Origin of the sequence: Desulfuromonas sp. TF, from assembly GCF_000472285.1 — a bacterium.
In the GTDB taxonomy this organism is placed as follows: Bacteria; Desulfobacterota; Desulfuromonadia; order Desulfuromonadales; family ATBO01; genus ATBO01.
This window is the reverse complement of the sequence record NZ_KI421428.1, coordinates 267,266-287,359: the sequence shown is the minus strand read 5'-3', so window position 1 is coordinate 287,359 and position 20,094 is coordinate 267,266. Positions and strand designations below refer to the sequence as shown.

At 58.1% G+C, this 20,094-nt stretch carries 21 protein-coding genes; all 21 read right to left on the bottom strand.

Features of this window, described 5'->3' with window-relative positions:
* Positions 1–219: 30S ribosomal protein S17 (rpsQ, locus tag DTF_RS24915; protein ID WP_081703126.1), on the bottom strand; the 219-nt coding region annotated here is incomplete at its 3' end.
* Between the two features lie 21 nt (positions 220–240).
* On the bottom strand, positions 241–429 hold the full coding sequence (gene rpmC, locus DTF_RS0120910) for a 50S ribosomal protein L29 (protein ID WP_027716904.1): 189 nt from the start codon (positions 427–429) through the stop codon (positions 241–243).
* A complete protein-coding gene (gene rplP / locus DTF_RS0120905) occupies positions 419–844 on the bottom strand; it encodes a 50S ribosomal protein L16 (RefSeq protein WP_027716903.1) in 426 nt (141 codons plus the stop codon). Before rplP ends, rpmC begins: the two co-directional genes overlap by 11 nt.
* Before the next feature lie 26 nt (positions 845–870).
* On the bottom strand, positions 871–1,506 hold the full coding sequence (gene rpsC, locus DTF_RS0120900) for a 30S ribosomal protein S3 (protein ID WP_027716902.1): 636 nt from the start codon (positions 1,504–1,506) through the stop codon (positions 871–873).
* 24 nt (positions 1,507–1,530) lie between these two features.
* On the bottom strand, positions 1,531–1,863 hold the full coding sequence (gene rplV / locus DTF_RS0120895) for a 50S ribosomal protein L22 (protein WP_027716901.1): 333 nt from the start codon (positions 1,861–1,863) through the stop codon (positions 1,531–1,533).
* 27 nt (positions 1,864–1,890) lie between these two features.
* Positions 1,891–2,166, bottom strand: a complete 276-nt coding sequence (gene rpsS / locus DTF_RS0120890) for a 30S ribosomal protein S19 (RefSeq protein ID WP_027716900.1) — start codon at positions 2,164–2,166, stop codon at positions 1,891–1,893.
* A gap of 25 nt (positions 2,167–2,191) precedes the next feature.
* Entirely contained in the window at positions 2,192–3,016 is an 825-nt protein-coding gene (gene rplB, locus DTF_RS0120885) for a 50S ribosomal protein L2 (protein WP_027716899.1), read from the bottom strand.
* Positions 3,017–3,049: 33 nt separating this feature from the next.
* Complete coding sequence (locus DTF_RS0120880; RefSeq protein ID WP_027716898.1) at positions 3,050–3,337, bottom strand: 50S ribosomal protein L23; 288 nt, start codon at positions 3,335–3,337, stop codon at positions 3,050–3,052.
* Positions 3,337–3,957 (bottom strand): 50S ribosomal protein L4, encoded by a 621-nt coding sequence (rplD, locus tag DTF_RS0120875; RefSeq protein ID WP_027716897.1) that lies wholly within the window; start codon positions 3,955–3,957, stop codon positions 3,337–3,339. Before rplD ends, DTF_RS0120880 begins: the two co-directional genes overlap by 1 nt.
* A gap of 33 nt (positions 3,958–3,990) precedes the next feature.
* Positions 3,991–4,629 carry a 50S ribosomal protein L3 gene (gene rplC, locus DTF_RS0120870; RefSeq protein ID WP_035058442.1) on the bottom strand — a complete coding sequence of 213 codons (639 nt, stop codon included), beginning with the start codon at positions 4,627–4,629 and terminating at the stop codon, positions 3,991–3,993.
* A 35-nt stretch (positions 4,630–4,664) separates the two neighbouring features.
* A complete protein-coding gene (gene rpsJ, locus DTF_RS0120865; protein ID WP_027716895.1) occupies positions 4,665–4,973 on the bottom strand; it encodes a 30S ribosomal protein S10 in 309 nt (102 codons plus the stop codon).
* Positions 4,974–4,984: 11 nt separating this feature from the next.
* Entirely contained in the window at positions 4,985–6,175 is a 1,191-nt protein-coding gene (gene tuf, locus DTF_RS0120860) for an elongation factor Tu (protein WP_027716894.1), read from the bottom strand.
* 18 nt (positions 6,176–6,193) lie between these two features.
* Positions 6,194–8,272 (bottom strand): elongation factor G, encoded by a 2,079-nt coding sequence (gene fusA / locus DTF_RS0120855; RefSeq protein WP_027716893.1) that lies wholly within the window; start codon positions 8,270–8,272, stop codon positions 6,194–6,196.
* Positions 8,273–8,305: 33 nt separating this feature from the next.
* The gene (rpsG, locus tag DTF_RS0120850; RefSeq protein WP_027716892.1) at positions 8,306–8,776 is read right to left on the bottom strand and encodes a 30S ribosomal protein S7; all 471 of its coding nucleotides are present in this window, start codon (positions 8,774–8,776) and stop codon (positions 8,306–8,308) included.
* A gap of 21 nt (positions 8,777–8,797) precedes the next feature.
* Positions 8,798–9,169 (bottom strand): 30S ribosomal protein S12, encoded by a 372-nt coding sequence (gene rpsL, locus DTF_RS0120845; RefSeq protein ID WP_027716891.1) that lies wholly within the window; start codon positions 9,167–9,169, stop codon positions 8,798–8,800.
* 149 nt (positions 9,170–9,318) lie between these two features.
* Complete coding sequence (gene rpoC / locus DTF_RS0120840; protein WP_027716890.1) at positions 9,319–13,506, bottom strand: DNA-directed RNA polymerase subunit beta'; 4,188 nt, start codon at positions 13,504–13,506, stop codon at positions 9,319–9,321.
* 27 nt (positions 13,507–13,533) lie between these two features.
* On the bottom strand, positions 13,534–17,643 hold the full coding sequence (gene rpoB / locus DTF_RS0120835) for a DNA-directed RNA polymerase subunit beta (protein ID WP_027716889.1): 4,110 nt from the start codon (positions 17,641–17,643) through the stop codon (positions 13,534–13,536).
* Positions 17,644–17,862: 219 nt separating this feature from the next.
* The gene (gene rplL, locus DTF_RS0120830; RefSeq protein WP_027716888.1) at positions 17,863–18,243 is read right to left on the bottom strand and encodes a 50S ribosomal protein L7/L12; all 381 of its coding nucleotides are present in this window, start codon (positions 18,241–18,243) and stop codon (positions 17,863–17,865) included.
* 43 nt (positions 18,244–18,286) lie between these two features.
* Positions 18,287–18,805 (bottom strand): 50S ribosomal protein L10, encoded by a 519-nt coding sequence (rplJ, locus tag DTF_RS0120825; RefSeq protein ID WP_027716887.1) that lies wholly within the window; start codon positions 18,803–18,805, stop codon positions 18,287–18,289.
* Between the two features lie 237 nt (positions 18,806–19,042).
* Entirely contained in the window at positions 19,043–19,744 is a 702-nt protein-coding gene (gene rplA, locus DTF_RS0120820; RefSeq protein ID WP_027716886.1) for a 50S ribosomal protein L1, read from the bottom strand.
* Positions 19,745–19,785: 41 nt separating this feature from the next.
* Positions 19,786–20,094, bottom strand: a 309-nt coding sequence (gene rplK, locus DTF_RS27515) for a 50S ribosomal protein L11 (protein ID WP_226989437.1), incomplete at its 5' end; no start/stop codon positions are given.

The window sequence follows — 20,094 nt, the reverse complement described above, 5'->3', positions numbered from 1 at the left end:
GTCACGGGACAGCGGTCTGGTCTCCACGATGAGAACCTTGTCGCCGGCGGCGCAGGTGTTCTGCTCGTCATGCGCCTTGTACCGCTCGCGGCGCTTGATGTATTTTTTGTAGACGGGATGCTTGACCAGGTGATCGACCTTGACCACGACGGTCTTGTCCATCTTGTCACTGACCACAACCCCGACCAGGGTTTTCCTTTTTCCACGCTCAGTCGTCATATCTGTCCTCGTCAATCCTCGTTATCCCTGCTTCTGCCGGAGCACGGTTTTGACCCGCGCCAGGTCTTTTTTGACCTCGGGGATCCGGGCGGTGTTTTCCAGGTGCCCGGTGTGCAGCTGGAATCTCAGATTGAACAGCTCCTGGTTCAATTCCTGGTTCTTCTTCTCCAGATCAGCGACGCTGAGGTCTCTGAGCTCATTACCCTTCATGGGCCAACTCCTCCCTAATCACGAACTTGGTTTTCATGGGGAGCTTATGGGCGGCAAGCCGGAAGGCCTCACGGGCGTCGTCCTCGGCCACCCCCTGCATTTCGTACAGCATCACCCCGGGCCGAATCACGGCGACCCAGCTGTCCGGAGACCCTTTGCCCTTCCCCATACGGGTTTCGGCGGGTTTCTTGGTCAAGGACTTATCGGGAAAAACGCGGATCCAGATCTTGCCACCCCTTTTGACGTAGCGAGTCATGGCCCGGCGTGCCGCCTCGATCTGACGAGCCGAAAGCCAGCCGCACTCGGTCGCCTGAAGACCGAAGTCGCCGAAGTTTAGTTCGGTTCCTCCGCAGGCGGCACCGGTCATGCGACCCTTGAATTGTTTTCTATGCTTAACCTTCTTGGGCATTAACATAACAGCTTACTCCTATCCCGGTCTCTTTACTTCCCTTGCGTGAGAACTTCGCCCTTGAAGATAAGAACCTTAACCCCGATGATACCGTAGGTGGTCTTCGCCTCGGCGTAGCCGTAATCGATATCGGCCCGCAGAGTGTGCAGAGGCACCCGGCCTTCCCGGTACCATTCCGTACGGCTCATCTCGGCCCCGCCGAGGCGGCCGGCGCAATTGATCTTGATCCCCTGGGCGCCGAACTTTAGCGCCTGGCTGACGCTCTTCTTCATTGCTCGGCGGAAGGCAACCCTGCGCTCCAGCTGCAGAGCAACATTCTCCGCTACCAGCTGGGCATCGACTTCGGGCTTGCGAACTTCCTGAATGTTGATGAATACCTCTTTATCGGTGAGTTTGGCCAGTTCCTTCTTGAGGGCTTCAACCTCGGAACCCTTCTTCCCGATAATGATCCCGGGGCGGGCGGCGAAAATATTGATCTTGGCCTTGCTGGCCGCGCGCTCCATCTCGATCTTGGAAATCCCGGCGTGGTACAGCCGCTTCTTGAGGTAGTTACGAAGTTTAATGTCCTCGTGGAGCAGCTTGGCGTAATCGGCTTCCGCATACCACTTGGAATCCCAGGTCTTGATGACCCCTAAACGAAATCCTATCGGATGTACTTTCTGGCCCAAACTATCACCTCCTCAACAGCTGATTTATTTTTCGTCAAGAACGACGGTAATGTGACTGGTCGGTTTTCGGATCCGGGTGGCACGACCTTGTGCACGGGGAAGAAAGCGCTTCAGCGCCGGACCCTGATCGACATTGATCGTTTTCACAAAGAGCCGGTCGACGTCAGAAATCCCCTTCTGCTCTGCATTGGCGACCGCGGAGCTTACCAGTTTAGACACAACGGCTGCGGCTTTCTGAGGAGAGAACTTGAGGATGTTAAGAGCATCCTGTACTCCCTTGCCGCGCACCATGTCCACGACAAGGCGGGTCTTCTGAGGGGAGAGGCGCGCATATCTCAATTTGGCTCTGGCTTCCATGAACTTTACTCCTTAAGCAGAATCGCTCTACCTTTTCTTCTTCTTATCGGACCCATGCCCGTAATAGGTGCGGGTCGGCGCAAATTCACCCAGTTTATGCCCCACCATGTTCTCGGTAACGAAGACCGGAATGAACTTCTTGCCATTGTGCACGGCAAAGGTGTGTCCGACAAATTCGGGTATGATTGTGGAACGACGTGACCAGGTCTTGATCACCCTCTTGGAGCTTGCGCCCCCTTCCACGTCTACCTTGCGAAGCAGGTTTTCTTCGATATACGGCCCTTTTTTAATCGATCTAGCCACTGCCGTCTCCTCTTTTTAAACGAATTTATTTGGTTCGCCGACGGACGATGAAGCGGTCGGTCCGTTTGTTCGACCGAGTCCGATAGCCCTTGGTGGGAACACCCCACGGAGTGACCGGATGGCGACCACCGGAGCTCTTGCCTTCGCCACCGCCATGGGGATGATCGACGGGGTTCATAGCGACACCTCGGCTTTGGGGACGCTTGCCGAGCCAGCGATTGCGGCCGGCCTTGCCGATCTTTACATTTTCGTGATCGGCGTTGCCCACCTGACCTACTGTTGCGCAGCAGTCTTGAAGAACCAGGCGAACCTCGCCGGAAGGAAGCTTGAGCTGTGCGTACTTGCCTTCCTTGGCGGCGATCATGGCATACGTTCCCGCGCTGCGAGCCAGCTGTCCACCTTTGCCGACCTTGAGCTCGACATTGTGAACCCAGGTGCCCAAAGGGATCGAGCGAATCGACAGAGCATTGCCGGGCTTGATATCGGCCTGCTCGCTGGCAACGACCGTATCGCCTACCTGAACTCCGACCGGCGCCAGGATATACCGCTTCTCACCGTCGGAAAAATTAAGCAGAGCGATCCGGGCCGAACGGTTAGGATCGTATTCGATGGAAACGATCCGCGCGGGAATCTCTTTTTTGTCCCGCTTAAAATCGATGATTCTGTACTTGCGTTTATGGCCGCCCCCGCTGTGACGCTGGGTAATCCGCCCTTTGTTGTTGCGGCCGCCGGTGCCCTTCAGGGGCGCGACAAGGGACTTCTCGGGAATGGATGTCGTAACCTCCTCGTAGGTGGAGGAGCTCATGTTACGACGACCCGGCGAGGTCGGCTTGAACTTTTTGATCGCCATTATGGTAACTCCGTATCGCTTGATTACAGTCCGTTAGACACCAAAGAAATCGATATCGCTGCCCTCGGCAAGGGTCACGTAAGCCTTTTTCCAGTTGGAGCGTTTACCGAACTGGCGTCCGACCCGCTTCTTCTTGCCAGCGACCAAGGCGGTATTGACGTCAACGACTTTTACGTCGAACGCCTTTTCCACCGCCTGCTTAATCTCGATCTTGTTGGCGTCCAGGGCAACCTCGAAGGCCACGACCTGAGCGGCCTCTTTCAGCAGACTGGTTTTTTCTGTGATCAGCGGTTTCTTGATGATCTGATGCAGCGGCTTCATTACGCTAACGCTCCTTCCAACTGGGACACGGCACCCTCAGTGAGCACCAGAGTGCGGTGCTTCATCACGTCATAGACGTTCACCCCTTCGGCACGCAGCACCTTGACATGAGGGAGGTTGCGTGCGGACAGCTCAACATTGGGGTTGGTCCCGTCAATGACAACCAGGACATTCGCCAGGTCGAAGCGCTTGAGGATCTCATTGAATGCTTTGGTGCTGATCTTGTCGAGCTCCAGGGCATTGAGCACCGTCAGTTTGTCTTCCTTGAAGCGAGCTGACAGGGCGCTTCGAAGAGCCGCCTTCTTGACCTTGCGATTCAGCTTGAAATTGTAGTCGCGAGGGTTAGGACCGAAAGCTGCTCCGCCGCCCACAAAGTGGGGAGCCCGGATGGTGCCCTGGCGGGCATTGCCCGTGCCCTTCTGCTTATAAGGCTTCTTCCCGCCTCCGGAAACCTCGCTGCGATTCTTGGAATCGGCGGTTCCCTGGCGGCGCGCCGCCAGCTGGTAACGCACCATATCGTGGATCAGGTAGCCTTTGACATCGTCATTGAAAACGGCGTCGGCAACCTCCCGCTCGGAGACCTGATTCCTGTTTATGTCGTAAACTGCTATCTTAGCCATGGTTTTTCTCCCAAATCCTCTTGTTGGTCGGGGCTACTGCTTGGCCTTGATCCCCTTGCGAATCATCACCAGACCGTTTTTCGGGCCGGGAACGGCCCCTCTGAGCAGGATCAGGTTCTGCTCGGGACGGATCTCGACCACTTTAAGGTTCTGGGTGGTCACCCGCTCGTTGCCCATCTGCCCGGCCATTTTCTTCCCCTTGAACACCCGGGAGGGCCAGGCGCTGCATCCAATGGAGCCCGGAGCGCGGTGAAACTTGGAACCATGGGTGGAGCGGCCGCCGGAGAAATTCCAGCGCTTGATAACTCCCTGGAATCCTTTCCCCTTGCTGGTTCCGGTAACATCGACGATGTCGCCGGGGGTGAATACGCTACCGCAGACGATTTCATCGCCGACATTGTATTCATCCACGTTATCGGCCGTGAACTCCCGCAGGTGGTCGAAGGCGCCCTGCCCGACTTTTTTGAAATGTCCCATGGCGGGCTTGTTCGTCCGATGTGCTTTTCTAGCTCCAAATCCTACCTGCAGGGCGTTGTAGCCATCGGTCTCCACAGTCTTCTTCTGCAGGACCACGCAGGGGCCGGCTTCGACAACCGTCACCGGGATGCGTTTTCCGTCCACAGCGAAGATCTGGGTCATCCCCAGCTTCTTACCCAAGATACCCTTTATCATTGCACGTACCCTTACCTTCAGATATGAATGAACTCTTAAAGCTTGATTTCCACATCGACGCCGGCGGAAAGGTCGAGCTTCATCAAAGCATCAACCGTCTGCTGCGTCGGTTCAAGGATATCCAGCAGACGCTTATGCGTACGCATTTCGAACTGCTCACGACTCTTCTTGTCGACGTGGGGCCCACGAAGCACGCAGTATTTATTTATGATCGTAGGCAAAGGGACAGGCCCGGCAATCCGAGCACCGGTACGCTTAGCCGTGTCGACGATCTCATTGACCGAGAGATCGAGCAGTTTATGATCATAGGCCTTCAAACGGATTCTGATTTTCTGGTTCTGCATCTGAATATCCTCTACTCGATGATATCGCTGACGACGCCGGCGCCGACGGTGCGGCCGCCTTCACGGATGGCGAAACGGAGTTCCTTGTCCATGGCGATCGGAGTGATCAGGTTGACGACCATGGCGATGTTGTCGCCGGGCATAACCATTTCGGTCCCTTCGGGAAGCTCCACGATTCCGGTCACGTCCGTGGTCCGGAAGTAGAACTGCGGACGGTATCCCTTGAAGAACGGGGTGTGGCGACCGCCCTCTTCCTTGGTCAGGATGTAGGCCTCGGCCTTGAACTTGGTGTGCGGGGTGATGCTGCCGGGCTTGGACAGAACCTGTCCGCGCTCGATGTCCTCGCGCTTGACGCCGCGCAGCAGCACACCGACGTTGTCGCCGGCCTGACCCTGATCCAGAAGCTTGCGGAACATCTCGACGCCGGTGACCACGGTCTTGGCTGTCGCCTTCATTCCGACGATCTCGACCTCTTCGCCGACCTTGACGATGCCGCGCTCGACGCGGCCGGTGGCGACGGTGCCGCGGCCGGAGATGGAGAAGACGTCCTCGACGGGCATCAGGAAGGGGCGATCCACGGCCCGCTCGGGCTGCGGAATGTAGCTGTCGACGGCGGCCATCAGCTCCAGCACCTTGTTCTTGCCGATCTCGTCGTCACGACCTTCGAGAGCGGCCAGGGCGCTGCCGGCGATGATGGGAATGTCGTCGCCGGGAAAATCGTAGGAGGAGAGCAGCTCGCGAACCTCGAGCTCCACCAACTCCATCAACTCTTCGTCATCAACCATGTCGGCCTTGTTGAGGAACACGACCATGGCGGGAACGCCGACCTGACGGGCAAGCAGGATGTGCTCACGGGTCTGGGGCATGGGACCGTCGGCGGCGGAAACCACCAGGATGGCTCCGTCCATCTGAGCCGCGCCGGTGATCATGTTCTTGACATAGTCGGCATGACCGGGGCAGTCGACGTGGGCGTAGTGCCGGTTGGTGGTCTCATACTCGACGTGGGCGGTGGCGATGGTGATGCCGCGCTCGCGCTCCTCGGGAGCGTTGTCGATCTGGTCGAAGGCCTTGAACACGGCCCCGCCCTGCTCAGCAAGCACCTTGGTGATGGCGGCCGTCAAAGTGGTCTTACCGTGGTCAACGTGACCGATAGTCCCGATGTTGCAATGGGGCTTGGTTCTTTCAAATTTGGCTTTGGACATGGGGAAAGCTCTCCTTAACTAGCCTTTAACCTTGGCGATGACTTCGTCGGCGATAGCTTTAGGCACCTGCTCATAGTGGTCGAACACCATGGTATAGGTCGCACGACCCTGGGTGGCGCTGCGCACATCCGTGGCATAGCCGAACATGTTCGCCAGGGGGACATGGGAATTGATGACCTGGGCGCCGCCCCGGCTCTCCATCCCCATGATCTTGCCGCGGCGGCTGTTGAGATCGCCGATCACGTCGCCCATATATTCTTCCGGCACCACGACCTCGACGGCCATCATCGGCTCCAGGAGAACCGGGCCGGCCTTGGCCGCGCCTTCCTTGAAACCCATGGACCCGGCGATCTTGAACGCCATCTCCGAAGAGTCGACATCGTGATAGGAGCCATCGAAACAAGTGACCTTGACATCGACGATGGGGAATCCTGCGAGAACCCCGTTCTGCGAAGCCTCTTCGGCTCCTTTGCCCACGGCCGGGATGTATTCCTTAGGGATGACACCACCCTTGATCGCATCGACAAACTCAAAGCCGGCGCCGGCCTCCTGCGGCTCGATGCGCAGCCAGCAGTCACCGTACTGCCCGCGACCGCCGGACTGACGGACGAATTTGCCCTGAACTTCCACTTTCTTGGTGAGGGACTCGCGATAGGCAACCTGGGGAGCTCCCACATTGGCCGCCACTTTGAACTCGCGCATCATGCGGTCGATGATGATTTCGAGATGCAGTTCCCCCATCCCGGAAAGAATCGTCTGACCGGTTTCCTCATCGGTACGCACCCGCAGAGAGGGATCCTCCTGCAGTAGCTTACCCAGCGCCACTCCCATCTTTTCCTGATCGCTCTTGGTCTTTGGCTCGACGGCGATGTGAATGACAGGCTCGGGAAAATCCATGGCCTCTAGCAGGCAGGGTTTCTTATCGTCGCAGAGAGTGTCGCCGGTGGTGGTGTACTTCAATCCGACAGCCGCAGCGATGTCTCCGGAGTAGACCTGCTTGATCTCTTCACGCTTGTTGGCGTGCATCTTGAGCAGGCGACCGAAACGCTCTTTCTTGTCCTTGGTGGAATTGAGAACGGAGGCGCCGGATTCGGCAAACCCGGAGTAGACACGGAAAAAGGTCAGCTGCCCGACAAAGGGGTCGGTCATGATTTTGAAGGCGAGAGCGGCAAAAGGCCCGCTATCGTCGGCAGGACGGGTCAACTCCTCTTCCTTGCCGGGCACTATGCCGCGGATGGCGGGAACATCGAGAGGTGAAGGCATGTAGTCGACGACGGCGTCGAGCAGATGCTGCACTCCCTTGTTCTTGAATGCGGAACCGCAGAGAACGGGATTAATATGCAGATCAGTAGTCGCCTTGCGAATGCCGGCCTTGATCTCGGCGGTGGTCAACTCCTCGCCGACGAGATATTTGTTCATCAATGTGTCGTCGTGGGAACAGATCTCCTCGATCATGGCTTCCCTGGCTGCCTGGGCAGCGTCCACCATGTCGGAAGGTATATCGATCACCTCGAACTTGGCCCCGAGAGACTCATCGTCCCAGACGACCGCCTTCATCTCGACCAGATCGATGACACCCTTGAAGTTTTCTTCTTTACCAATAGGGAGCTGGATGGGGACGGGATTGGCCCCAAGACGGTCCTTCATCATCTGCACGCCACGATTGAAATCGGCGCCGATGCGGTCCATCTTGTTGATGAATGCGATGCGGGGGACCCCGTACTTGTCCGCCTGACGCCAGACGGTCTCGGACTGAGGCTCGACGCCGCCAACGGAACAGAAGACAGCGACGGAGCCGTCAAGAACCTTCAGTGAACGCTCTACCTCGATGGTGAAATCGACGTGTCCGGGAGTATCGATGATATTGACGCGGTGATCCTTCCAGAAACAGGTTGTGGCAGCGGAAGTGATGGTAATTCCGCGCTCCTGCTCCTGAGCCATCCAGTCCATGGTGGCGGCGCCGTCATGGACTTCACCGATCTTATGAGAAATGCCCGTGTAATAGAGAATACGCTCGGTCGTGGTGGTTTTGCCGGCATCTATGTGGGCCATGATCCCGATGTTACGGGTTTTTGCAAGAGGTACTAAGCGTGCCACAGCGTTGCTTCCTTCCAGAGAGTAATCCGTTGCTTACCAGCGGTAATGCGCAAAGGCCTTGTTCGCCTCGGCCATGCGGTGGGTGTCTTCCTTCTTCTTCACCGAGGAGCCCCGATTGTTCGCGGCATCCAGCAACTCACCGGCCAAGCGCTCCCGCATAGTTTTCTCGCCGCGCCCACGAGCATAGGTGATGATCCAGCGGATAGCCAGGGCATTGCGCCGATCGGCACGGACCTCAACGGGAACCTGGTAGGTGGAACCACCGACCCGGCGGGACTTGACCTCCAGCATCGGCCGCACGTTCTCAATCGCCTTCTTGAATGCCTCCAGAGGCTCCTCGCTGCCGCGCGAGGCCATCAGATCAAACGCCCCGTAGACGATCTGCTCGGCGACACTCTTCTTGCCGTCCAGCATGATGGCGTTCATAAACTTGGCCAGCATGCGGTCGTGGTATTTGGGATCGGGAAGGATAACCCGCTTGGCAATTTCTCTTCTTCTCGGCATAACGTCCTCTCAGACCTTTGGTTATTTAGGGCGCTTGGCGCCATACTTGGAGCGCGCCTGCTTGCGGTCCTTGACCCCGGCGAGGTCGAGGGTGCCGCGGACCATGTGGTAACGGACACCCGGCAAGTCCTTGACGCGGCCGCCCCTGACCAGCACAACGGAGTGCTCCTGCAGGTTGTGCCCCACCCCCGGAATATAGGAGGTTACCTCAATGCCGTTGGTGAGCCGAACGCGGGCCACCTTGCGAAGCGCCGAGTTGGGCTTTTTGGGGGTCGTGGTGTAAACACGGGTGCATACACCACGCTTCTGAGGATTACCCTGAAGTGCGGGTGCGGTGGACTTCTTTTCCTTTTTTAGCCGCCCCTTGCGGATCAGCTGATTGATAGTCGGCATCTACTTACTCCCGAATCGCGTATTCTCAATGTTAAAAGAGCAACTGTCTTAAAGAGGGGAAAAACCCGCTGACTTTATCAATCCGACCCTGGGTTGTCAAGGGCTTTTTTATTGCCCTTCTCATTTTTTTCCAGGGCGGAACAAGACCCTTATTCCACGGTCTGTTCGGCGCTTTCAGCCGTCTCGTCGATATCATCTTCATCGAGGATCACCGGGGGTTCCGGCATTTCTTCAGGTTCCTCGATGAGCAGTTTGACGCTACGGTACTTGGAAACCCCGGTGCCGGCCGGAATGAGCCGTCCCATGATAACGTTCTCCTTCAGGCCGCGGAGGAAATCGACCTTCCCTTCGATGGCCGCCTGGGTGAGAACCTTGGTGGTTTCCTGGAAAGAGGCTGCCGAGATGAAGGACTCCGTGGACAGAGATGCCCTGGTGATGCCCAGCATGAGGGGCTCGCCCACGGCCGGCTTCCCGTCTTCGGCGAAAACCCGCTGGTTCTCCTGTTCGAATTCCCAGCGCTCCACCTGATCGTCCAGAAGGAAGCGGGTGTCCCCCACTTCCTTGACGCGGACCCGTCGCAGCATCTGTCGGACGATGACCTCGATGTGTTTGTCGTTGATCTTGACCCCCTGAAGGCGGTAGACCTCCTGCACCTCATCGACCAGATACTTGGCCAGCTCCTTCTCCCCGAGAACCCGAAGAATATCATGGGGATTGCTGGAGCCGTCCATCAACGGTTCGCCGGCCTTGACGTGGTCCCCTTCATGGACGCTGATGTGCTTGCCCTTGGGAATCAGGTATTCCTTGGCCTCACCGATTTCTGGCGTCACGATGAGCTTGCGCTTGCCTTTGGAATCTTTACCGAAGGAGACGATCCCGTCGATCTCGGTGATGACGGCGAATTCCTTGGGCTTGCGGGCTTCGAAAAGCTCGGCAACGCGCGGCAGACCGCCGGTGATGTCCTTGGTTTTGGTGGTTTCCCGGGGAATCTTGGCCAGGATGCTGCCACCGCCGACCATGTCGTCCTCATTGATCACGATGTTGGCTCCGACCGGCAGCAGGTAACGGGCCGGAGCACCGTTGGACAGCTTGGCGGTCTTGCCTTCCTCGTCCTTGAGGGTGATGCGGGGGCGCTTGTCGGCACCCTTGGACTCGATGATGACCTTGCGGGTAAGGCCGGTCACTTCATCCAGCTGCTCCTCCATCGTGACCCCTTCGACCACGTCGCCGAAGCGGACCCGTCCTGAGATTTCCGTCAGGATGGGCATGGTGTAGGGGTCCCACTCTGCCAGCAGATCGCCGGCCTTGACCGCCCCTTCGGGGGGGACGCGCAGCCGAGCGCCGTAAACCACGCCATAGCGTTCGCGCTCGCGGCCGGTCTCGTCCACGACGGCGACTTCGCCGTTGCGGTTCATGACGATGTTGAAGCCGTCCTTATCGATAACCGTATTCGTATTGATATACCTGAGGGTACCGTCGAAACGCGCCTCCAAAGAGGTCTGCTCGGCCCGGCGGGAAGCCGTTCCGCCGATATGGAAAGTCCGCATGGTCAACTGGGTGCCCGGCTCGCCGATCGACTGAGCGGCGATGACACCGACCGCCTCGCCGAGGTTGACCATGTGCCCGCGCGCCAGGTCCCGGCCGTAACAGCTGCCGCAGATGCCGCGGCGACTCTGGCAGGTCAGCACCGAGCGGATGCGGAGTTTCTCGATGCCGGCCTCCTCGATCTTTCTGACCAGCGCTTCGTCCATCTCCTGATTGGCTTCCACCAGCACCTCGTCGGTTACCGGATCGAGCACATCCTCGAGAGCTGTCCGGCCGAGAATACGGTCGGCCAGCGGCTCGATGACCTCACCGCCTTCGGTGAGGGAAGCGACGAGAATGCCGTCCAGGGTCCCGCAGTCGGCCTCGGTGATGATGGCATCCTGGGCAACATCGACCAGACGACGGGTAAGATAACCTGAGTTGGCGGTCTTGAGAGCGGTGTCGGCCAGACCTTTCCGGGCGCCGTGGGTGGAGATGAAGTACTGGAGCACCGTCAGCCCTTCGCGGAAGTTGGCGGTAATCGGTGTCTCGATGATCTCCCCGGAGGGTTTCGCCATGAGACCACGCATCCCCGCCAGCTGGCGGATCTGCTGGGCGCTGCCGCGGGCCCCCGAATCGGCCATCATGTGGATGGCGTTGAAGGAGGGGACCTTGACCTTGGTGGGATTGTCCGATCCGACGGTTGCCGGATCAACGATTTCGTCCACAGACAGGTTGCCGAGCATGGTCTGGGCGATATCTTCGGTGCATTTGGCCCAAATATCGATGACCTTGTTGTAGCGCTCACCGTCGGTGATGAGACCTTCGGTGTACTGCTGCTGGATTTCCTTCACCTCCTCGACGGCCTTGTCAATGTACCCCTGCTTGCCCGCAGGAATGACCATGTCGTCGAGACAGATGGAGATGCCGGCGAGGGTGGAGAAGCGGTAGCCGGTCTCCTTGAGACGGTCGGCGAGAATGACCGTCTCCTTGTTCCCAGCCAGACGGAAGGAGGCGTCGATGAGGTCGGCCACCTGTTTTTTCGCCATGACTTTATTGATGTACTCGAACGGGATCGACTCGGGGACGACATCGCGAAGCAGAATCCGGCCGACAGTGGTTTCCGTCAATTCCGGCTCCCGTCCCGCACCCGTCACCAGCCGTACCTTGATCTTGGCCTGAAGATCGGCTTCACCCGCATCATAGGCAATGCGTACCTCGTCCCGGGAGGAGAAGATCTTCCCTTCGCCCCGGGCGAACACCCGCTCACGGGTCATGTAATAGAGTCCAAGGACCATGTCCTGGGAAGGAACGATGATCGGCTTGCCGTTGGCCGGGGAGAGGATGTTGTTGGTGGACATCATCAAAACCCGGGCCTCGATCTGGCTCTCGATGGAGAGGGGCAGATGAACGGCCATCTGGTCGCCGTCGAAGTCGGCGTTGAAGGCGGTGCAGACCAGCGGATGGAGCTGGATGGCCTTCCCCTCGATGAGGACGGGCTCAAAGGCCTGTATGCCGAGACGGTGCAGGGTCGGAGCGCGGTTAAGCATCACCGGATGCTCCTTTATGACCTCCTCCAGCACGTCCCAGACCTCGGGCTTTTCCTTTTCCACCATCTTTTTGGCGCTCTTGATGGTGGTGCAATATCCCTTCTCTTCCAATTTGTTGTAGATGAAGGGCTTGAACAGCTCCAGCGCCATTTTCTTGGGGAGACCGCACTGGTGAAGCTTCAGTTCGGGACCGACGACGATAACCGAACGGCCCGAATAATCGACGCGCTTGCCGAGAAGATTCTGGCGGAAGCGCCCCCCCTTGCCCTTGAGCATGTCGGAAAGTGATTTGAGGGGACGTTTGTTGGGGCCGGTAATGGCCCGGCCACGTCGGCCGTTGTCGAAAAGGGCGTCTACCGCCTCCTGCAGCATGCGCTTCTCATTGCGGATGATGACTTCCGGAGCGCGCAGCTCCATCAGGCGCTTGAGGCGATTGTTTCGATTGATCACCCGGCGGTAGAGGTCGTTGAGGTCGCTGGTGGCGAAGCGTCCACCGTCAAGGGGGACCAGCGGGCGCAGCTCGGGGGGAAGAACCGGGATGGTTTCCAGGATCATCCATTCAGGGCGGTTGCCGCTTTCACGAAAAGCCTCCACGACCTTCAGTCGCTTGGAAACCTTCTTCTTCTTTGCCTCGCTGGCGGCCTCCTTCATTTCGTTGCGCAGGGTGGCGGCGACCTCCTCGAGATTGATGGCGGCGAGCAGCTCGCGGACGGCCTCTGCGCCCATGCCGGCGGTGAACTGCCCGGCGAATTCATCCATTGTCTCCCGGTATTTATCCTCGGTAAGGATCTGCCCCTGAGTCAGGGGAGTATCCCCTTTGTCCAGAACCACATATGCCTCGAAGTAGAGAATTTTCTCCAATTCCTTGAGGGTCATGTCGAGCAGTGTCCCGATGCGAGACGGCAGGGACTTGAGAAGCCATATGTGAGCCACCGGGCAGGCCAGATCGATGTGACCGAGGCGCTCGCGGCGAACCTTGCTGGGGATGACCTCGACGCCGCACTTCTCGCAGACGATGCCGCGGTGCTTCATGCGCTTGTACTTGCCGCAGTTGCACTCGTAGTCCTTGGTGGGGCCGAAGATCTTGGCGCAGAACAGACCGTCGCGCTCCGGCTTGAAGGTCCGGTAGTTTATGGTTTCCGGTTTTTTAACTTCACCGAAAGACCGCTCGCGAATGGTTTCCGGCGAGGACAGGGACAGCCGAATCGCATTGAAGTTGAGGGAATCCTTCGGCCGCTCAAACAGACTGAAGATATCTTCCAAAACGCATCCTCCTTATGGGATGGTGGTTTACTCGTCTTCCTCTTCGAGGAGTTCCACGTCGAGACACAGGGACTGCAGTTCCTTGACCAGCACGTTGAAGGATTCGGGGAGTCCGGCCTCCAGCGTGTGCTTGCCTTTGACGATGGCCTCGTAAATCCGGGTGCGGCCGGCCACATCGTCGGACTTGACAGTCAGAAACTCCTGCAGGGCATGAGCCGCCCCATAGGCTTCCATGGCCCACACTTCCATCTCGCCCAGTCGCTGCCCGCCGAACTGGGCCTTTCCGCCCAGAGGCTGCTGGGTGACCAGACTGTAGGGACCGATGGAACGGGCGTGGATCTTGTCATCGACCAGATGGTGAAGCTTGAGCATGTACATGATGCCGACGGTGACTTGCTCCTTAAAGGCATCGCCGGTCTTGCCGTCGTAAAGGGTGGTCTGACCGCTCGTCGTGCAGCCGGCCCTGGCCATCTCGTCCTTCATCTGCGTTTCGTTCACCCCTTCGAATACCGGCGAGGCCATGGGGACGCCGTTGGACAGTCGACGGGCCATCGCCAGGGTCTCCTCGTCGGAGAGTCCGTCGATGAAGGTGTTCAACTCCCCGTTGCCGTAGATTTCCTTGACCCTTTCCTTGATCCGGGCCGTCCCGAAGTTCTTATCCAGAGACTCCTGAATCTGCAGACCCAGACCGCGTGCGGCAAGACCGAGATGGGTCTCCAGGATCTGTCCCACGTTCATGCGGGAGGGAACCCCGAGGGGGTTGAGAACGATTTCGACGGGTGTGCCGTCAGCCATATAAGGCATATCCTCCTCGGGAAGAACCCGGGAAAGGACGCCCTTGTTGCCGTGACGGCCGGCCATCTTGTCGCCAACGGACAGCTTGCGCTTGATGGCGATGTAGACCTTGACCATCTTGATGACGCCCGGTGGCAGATCGTCTCCGCGCTTGAGTTTTTCGATCTTGTCGGAGAAAACCCCCTTGATGAGTTCTTCCCGCTCTTCCAGGCGCGCAAAAAGTGTGGAAATCCTGTCCTCGACCTCTTCGGCCTTGGTCAGGGAGACTTCCTTCCATTTCAGGAGGGGAATATTTTCCAGGGCCGCCGTAGAAATTTTCTTGCCTTTGGGCAGCAGAACTTCGCCGGCGGAGTCCATGACCGAAACGGCAGCCGTCTGCCCGACAAGCAGCCCCAGAAGTTTGCTTTTCGCCGAATCGCGGATGATGCGGATCTCGTCGTTCTGGTCCTTGAGAAGCTTGTTGATTTCGGTCTTCTCGATATGTTCGGTCCGGCTGTCCTTGTCGGAACCTTTGCGGGAGAAGACTCTGGCCCCGATGACCACCCCTTCGACGCCCGGAGGAACCCGCAGCGAGGTGTCGCGAACATCCCCGGCTTTCTCGCCGAAGATGGCCCGAAGCAGTTTCTCTTCAGGAGAGAGCTGGGTCTCCCCCTTGGGGGTGATTTTCCCCACCAGGATATCGCCCGGTTTAACTTCGGCGCCAATGCGAATGATTCCGCTTTCGTCGAGATCGGCCAGGGCGTCCTCGCCGAGGTTGGGAATATCGTCGGTGATTTCCTCTTTCCCCAGCTTTGTGTCGCGGGCGACGCACTCGAATTCCTCGATGTGGATGGAGGTGTAGCGGTCCTCCTTCACAAGCTTCTCGGAAATGAGGATGGAGTCCTCGAAGTTGTAACCCGCCCAGGGCATGAAGGCGACCAGGACGTTCTGTCCCAGGGCCAGTTCGCCCCATTGGGTGGAGGGGCCGTCGGCGATGATCTCGCCGCGCTTGACATGGTCTCCAACTTTGACGATCGGCTTCTGGTTGAGACAGGTGTTCTGGTTGGAGCGGGCGAACTTGGTCAGGGTGTAGATATCCACCCCCGTCCCCGATTCATCCACCTCGCCTTCCTCGATGCGCACGACGATGCGGGCGGCGTCCACGCTCTCCACCATGCCGTTATGCCGGGCCACCACAGCCGCTCCGGAGTCGTGGGCGACAATTCGCTCCATTCCGGTGCCTACCAGGGGGGCATCGGCGCGCAGCAGGGGAACCGCCTGGCGCTGCATGTTGGAGCCCATCAGGGCGCGGTTTGCGTCATCGTTCTCGAGGAAAGGAATCAGTGCCGCGGCAACGGAGACCAACTGCTTGGGAGAGACGTCCATCAGCTCGATGTCCTCCCGGTTCATCAGCATGAACTCGCCGCTCCGGCGGGCGTTCACCAGATCATTGACGAAGGTGTTGTTCGGAGTCAAGGGCGCATTCGCCTGGGCAATAGCGTGGCCTTCCTCCTCAAGCGCCGAATAGTACTTGATCTCTGTGGTAACCTGACCATCCTTCACCATCCGGTAAGGAGTTTCGACGAAGCCGTGCTCGTTGATCCGGGCATAGGTCGACAGGGAGGCGATCAGGCCGATGTTGGGACCTTCCGGAGTTTCGATCGGGCATACCCGGCCGTAGTGGGTCGGATGAACGTCGCGAACCTCAAAACCGGCCCGTTCTCGGGTCAGGCCGCCGGGACCGAGGGCCGAGAGTCGGCGCTTGTGGGTGATCTCCGACAGAGGGTTGGTCTGGTCCATGAACTGGGAGAGCTGGGACGAACCGAAGAACTCCTTGACGACCGCCGAAACCGGCTTGGAATTGATGAGGTCGTGCGGCATGAGGCTGTCGACTTCCTGCAGGCTCATGCGTTCCTTAATCGCCCGTTCCATGCGCACCAGGCCGACGCGATACTGGTTTTCCAGCAGTTCGCCCACGGCACGCACCCGTCGGTTGCCCAGATGGTCGATATCATCGATGTTCCCCCGGCCGTTGCGCAAGCCGATCAAATAGCGCACCACCTCCAGAATGTCTTCCTTGGTGAGAGTGGTGTGCTCCAGGGGAGTCTCCAGGCCCAGCTTGTAATTGAGCTTCAGGCGGCCGACCACGGAGAGGTCGTAGCGCTCGGGGTTGAAGAACAGGCTCTCGAACAGGGCGGTGGCGCTCTTGATGGTCGGAGGGTCGCCCGGACGGAGCCGCCGGTAAATCTCGATCATCGCGTCTTCGGGAGTGACGATCTTGTCGAGCAGAAGGGTATCGCGCAGATAGGGCCCGACATAGAGGTTGTCGATGAACAGAACCGGGAATTCATTGATGCCTCGCGAGCGCAGCTCCTCAAGCTTGGCGAGAGAAATCTCCTCATTGCACTCGACGATCACCTCGCCGGTGGCCGTGTCGACGATATCGGTGGAAGCCACCTTCCCGATCACGTCCTCTTCCAGGACAGGGATGAATTCGATCCCCTTTTCCGCCAGTTTGCGAATGCCGGCCTTTGTGAATTTGCGGTTCGCCTTGATGACGACTTCGCCATCGGCGGCGACCACGTCGACACTGGCCCGTTGCCCCGTAAGCAGGTCAAGATTGACCCGCTTCTTGTACCCTTCGCCATCGAAGGCGATCAGCTCAACATCGTAATAATAATTGAGAAGTTCCTCGGCGGAGTAGCCGAGAGCCTTGAGGAGAACCGTCGCGGGGAGCTTGCGCCGACGGTCGATCCGAACGTAGAAAATATCTTTATGATCAAAGTCGAAGTCGAGCCAGGAGCCCCGATAGGGAATCACCCGGGCGCTGTAAAGGATCTTGCCGCTGGAGTGAGTCTTTCCCTTGTCGTGATCGAAAAAGACGCCGGGGGACCGGTGCAGCTGGCTGACGATGACTCGTTCTGTCCCATTGATGATGAAGGTGCCGTTTTCGGTCATGAGGGGGATTTCGCCGAAATAGACCTCCTGCTCCTTGATGTCGCGAATGGACTGGACGCCGGATTCCTTATCGACATCCCAGGAGACAAGGCGCACCCGCACCTTGACTGGAGCGGCGAAGGTCATGCCTCGCTGATGGCACTCATCGACGTCATATTTTGGAATTCCGAGGGAATAGGAAACATATTCCAGTGAACTTGTTTCGCTGAAATCGCGGATGGGAAAAACGGAACGGAAAACGGCCTCGAGGCCGATGTTCTGTCGGGCCGAAGGAGGGAGTTCCGCCTGGAGAAAGCGTTTATAGGAGTTCTTCTGAATATCAATGAGGTTGGGAATGTCGATGATCCTCTTGATCTCGGCAAAATGTTTCCGCAGAAGCTGGTTATTCGCGATCGAATAAGCCATGGTTTCTCCTTTAGGGTAGTTCTGTCTAGGGCCGAAACGACCCGCGCCCTTTCCGCCTCAGATTGTTCTGACGGCGAACCTCACGCGGAAAACTCGAACCCGAACCTAAACCGCACACCCGCCGGCGGCGGGGTCGGGGCCGCAAACGGGGAACGAAAGTAGAATAGCCAAGGCCGCACAAGGCGACCTTGGCTAGGGGCGAAACTATCTTGAAAGATACTATTTAAGCTCCACGGAAGCGCCAGCTTCCTCAAGCTGCTTCTTGAGTTCCTCGGCGTCTGCCTTGTTGGCACCTTCCTTGACGGTCTGGGGGGCGCCGTCAACAAGGTCCTTGGCTTCCTTGAGGCCCAGGCCGGTAACAGCACGGACGACTTTGATGACATTGATTTTCTTGTCGCCGGCGGCGGTGAGCACAACGTCGAACTCGTCTTTTTCCTCGACGGGAGCAGCCTCGGCGGCAGCGGGACCGGCGGCAAAGGAAACCGGGGCAGCGGCGGATACGCCGAACTTGTCTTCCAGTTCCTTAACCAGTACGGACAGCTCAAGGACAGACATTTTCTCGATAAATTCGACAACTTGTTCTTTGGTGATTTCAGCCATTTTTCAATTCCTCCATTATAACGATTTTTGATTAGTTTGTTTGTCAGGCGGCTTTTTTGTCCTGAATTGCGGCGAGAACCTGAACCAGAGATCGGGGAACCGCGGCAAGAACGCCAACAAAGTTGGTGATCGGCGCATTCATGGAACCGAGCATTTTGGCCAGCAGAACCTCGCGGCTCGGCAGGTCGGAAAGGGCCTTGATGTCGTCCAGAGACAACAGTTTGCCTTCCAGGGCTCCGGCCTTCAGTTCGAACTTATTGTTCTGTTTGGCATATTCGCTGAGCACCTTGGCGGGTGCCACCGGATCGTCCATGACGATGGCGATGGCCGTGGGTCCCGCGAGATGTTTTTCCAGGCAGGCGGCTCCGGTATCCTTGGCCGCAAGCTTCAGCAGGGTATTCTTCACCACCCGGTAATCGACGCCGACCTCGCGAAGCTTACTGCGAAGTTGGTTGACCTGATCGACGGTAAGACCACGGTAATCCGCCAGGAAGGAAGCCTTGGCGGAGGCAAGTTTTTCCGCCAGTTCGGATACGACCAGTTCTTTGCTGCTTTTTTTCAATGTCTCTCCTCCTTTCTTATAGATAGTGCGACTCCTGAGAGTCATTTGCCCCGGTCAGAGGACATGGAGAGAGACAGCGAGCTGTCGTACCACGATCCAGCCTCGGCAGGCGGTCGGACCATTAAACACCCTTGGGGCGTGCCTGCTGTCTTTGACGAGGAGCGATTTCGCATAAACCGGAACGAAGCGGTCCCGACGATGTCGGGGCCGCCTCGGGTTTAAAAATTTCGTCGGGTTTTACTTAACCAGCGCCTGCACCGCCGGAACGTCGATATTGACTCCCGGGCCCATGGTGCTCGAAAGACTGATCTTTTTCAAGTACGTGCCTTTCGAGGTGGAAGGCTTGGCCTTGATCAGCGCCTCCATGAGTGCGACGATGTTTCCCTTGAGCTTGTCGGCGTCAAAGGAGACTTTGCCCACGGGTGCATGGATGATCCCGGCTTTTTCCACACGATATTCGATCTTGCCGGATTTCGACTCTGTGACCGCACGACCTACATCGAAAGTCACTGTTCCGACCTTGGGATTCGGCATCAGTCCCCTGGGTCCAAGCAACTTTCCGATTTTGCCGACGGTTCCCATCATGTCGGGAGTTGCGATGGCGGTATCGAAATCGAACCAGCCTCCCTGTATCTTGGCCACCAGATCGTCACCACCGACATAGTCGGCCCCGGCGTCCTGGGCCTCCTGAGCCTTCTCGCCCTTGGCAAAAACCAGCACCCGCACCGTCTTGCCGAGTCCGTTGGGCAAAACCACGGCGCCACGCACCATCTGGTCTGCCTTGCGGGGATCAACCCCGAGGCGGACGCAGATGTCGACGGTTTCGTCGAACTTGGCGTAGGCCGTTTCTTTCACCAGCGTAATCGCCTCGTCGACGGGGAGGACCTGTGACCGGTCGATCTTGGACTTGGCTGCTTTATGTTGTTTTCCTGTAGGCATTGTTCACTCCAAATTCCGCCATATTTTAAAACGATTACGGATTAGACGATTTCCAGACCCATGCTGCGGGCGGTGCCCTCGATGGTTTTCACCGCGGCCTCGATATCGAAGGCGTTGAGGTCCGGCATCTTGAGCTGAGCGATTTCGCGGACCTGATCCCTGGTCACCTTCCCTACCTTGTTCTTGTTGGGAACGCCGGAGCCTTTCGGGATTTTGGCGGCCTTCATCAACAGGACCGCGGCCGGAGGCGTTTTTGTGATAAAGGAAAAAGAACGGTCGCCGAAAACGGTGATTACGACGGGAGTGATCATCCCCTCCTCGCCCTGGGTCTTGGCGTTGAACGCCTTGCA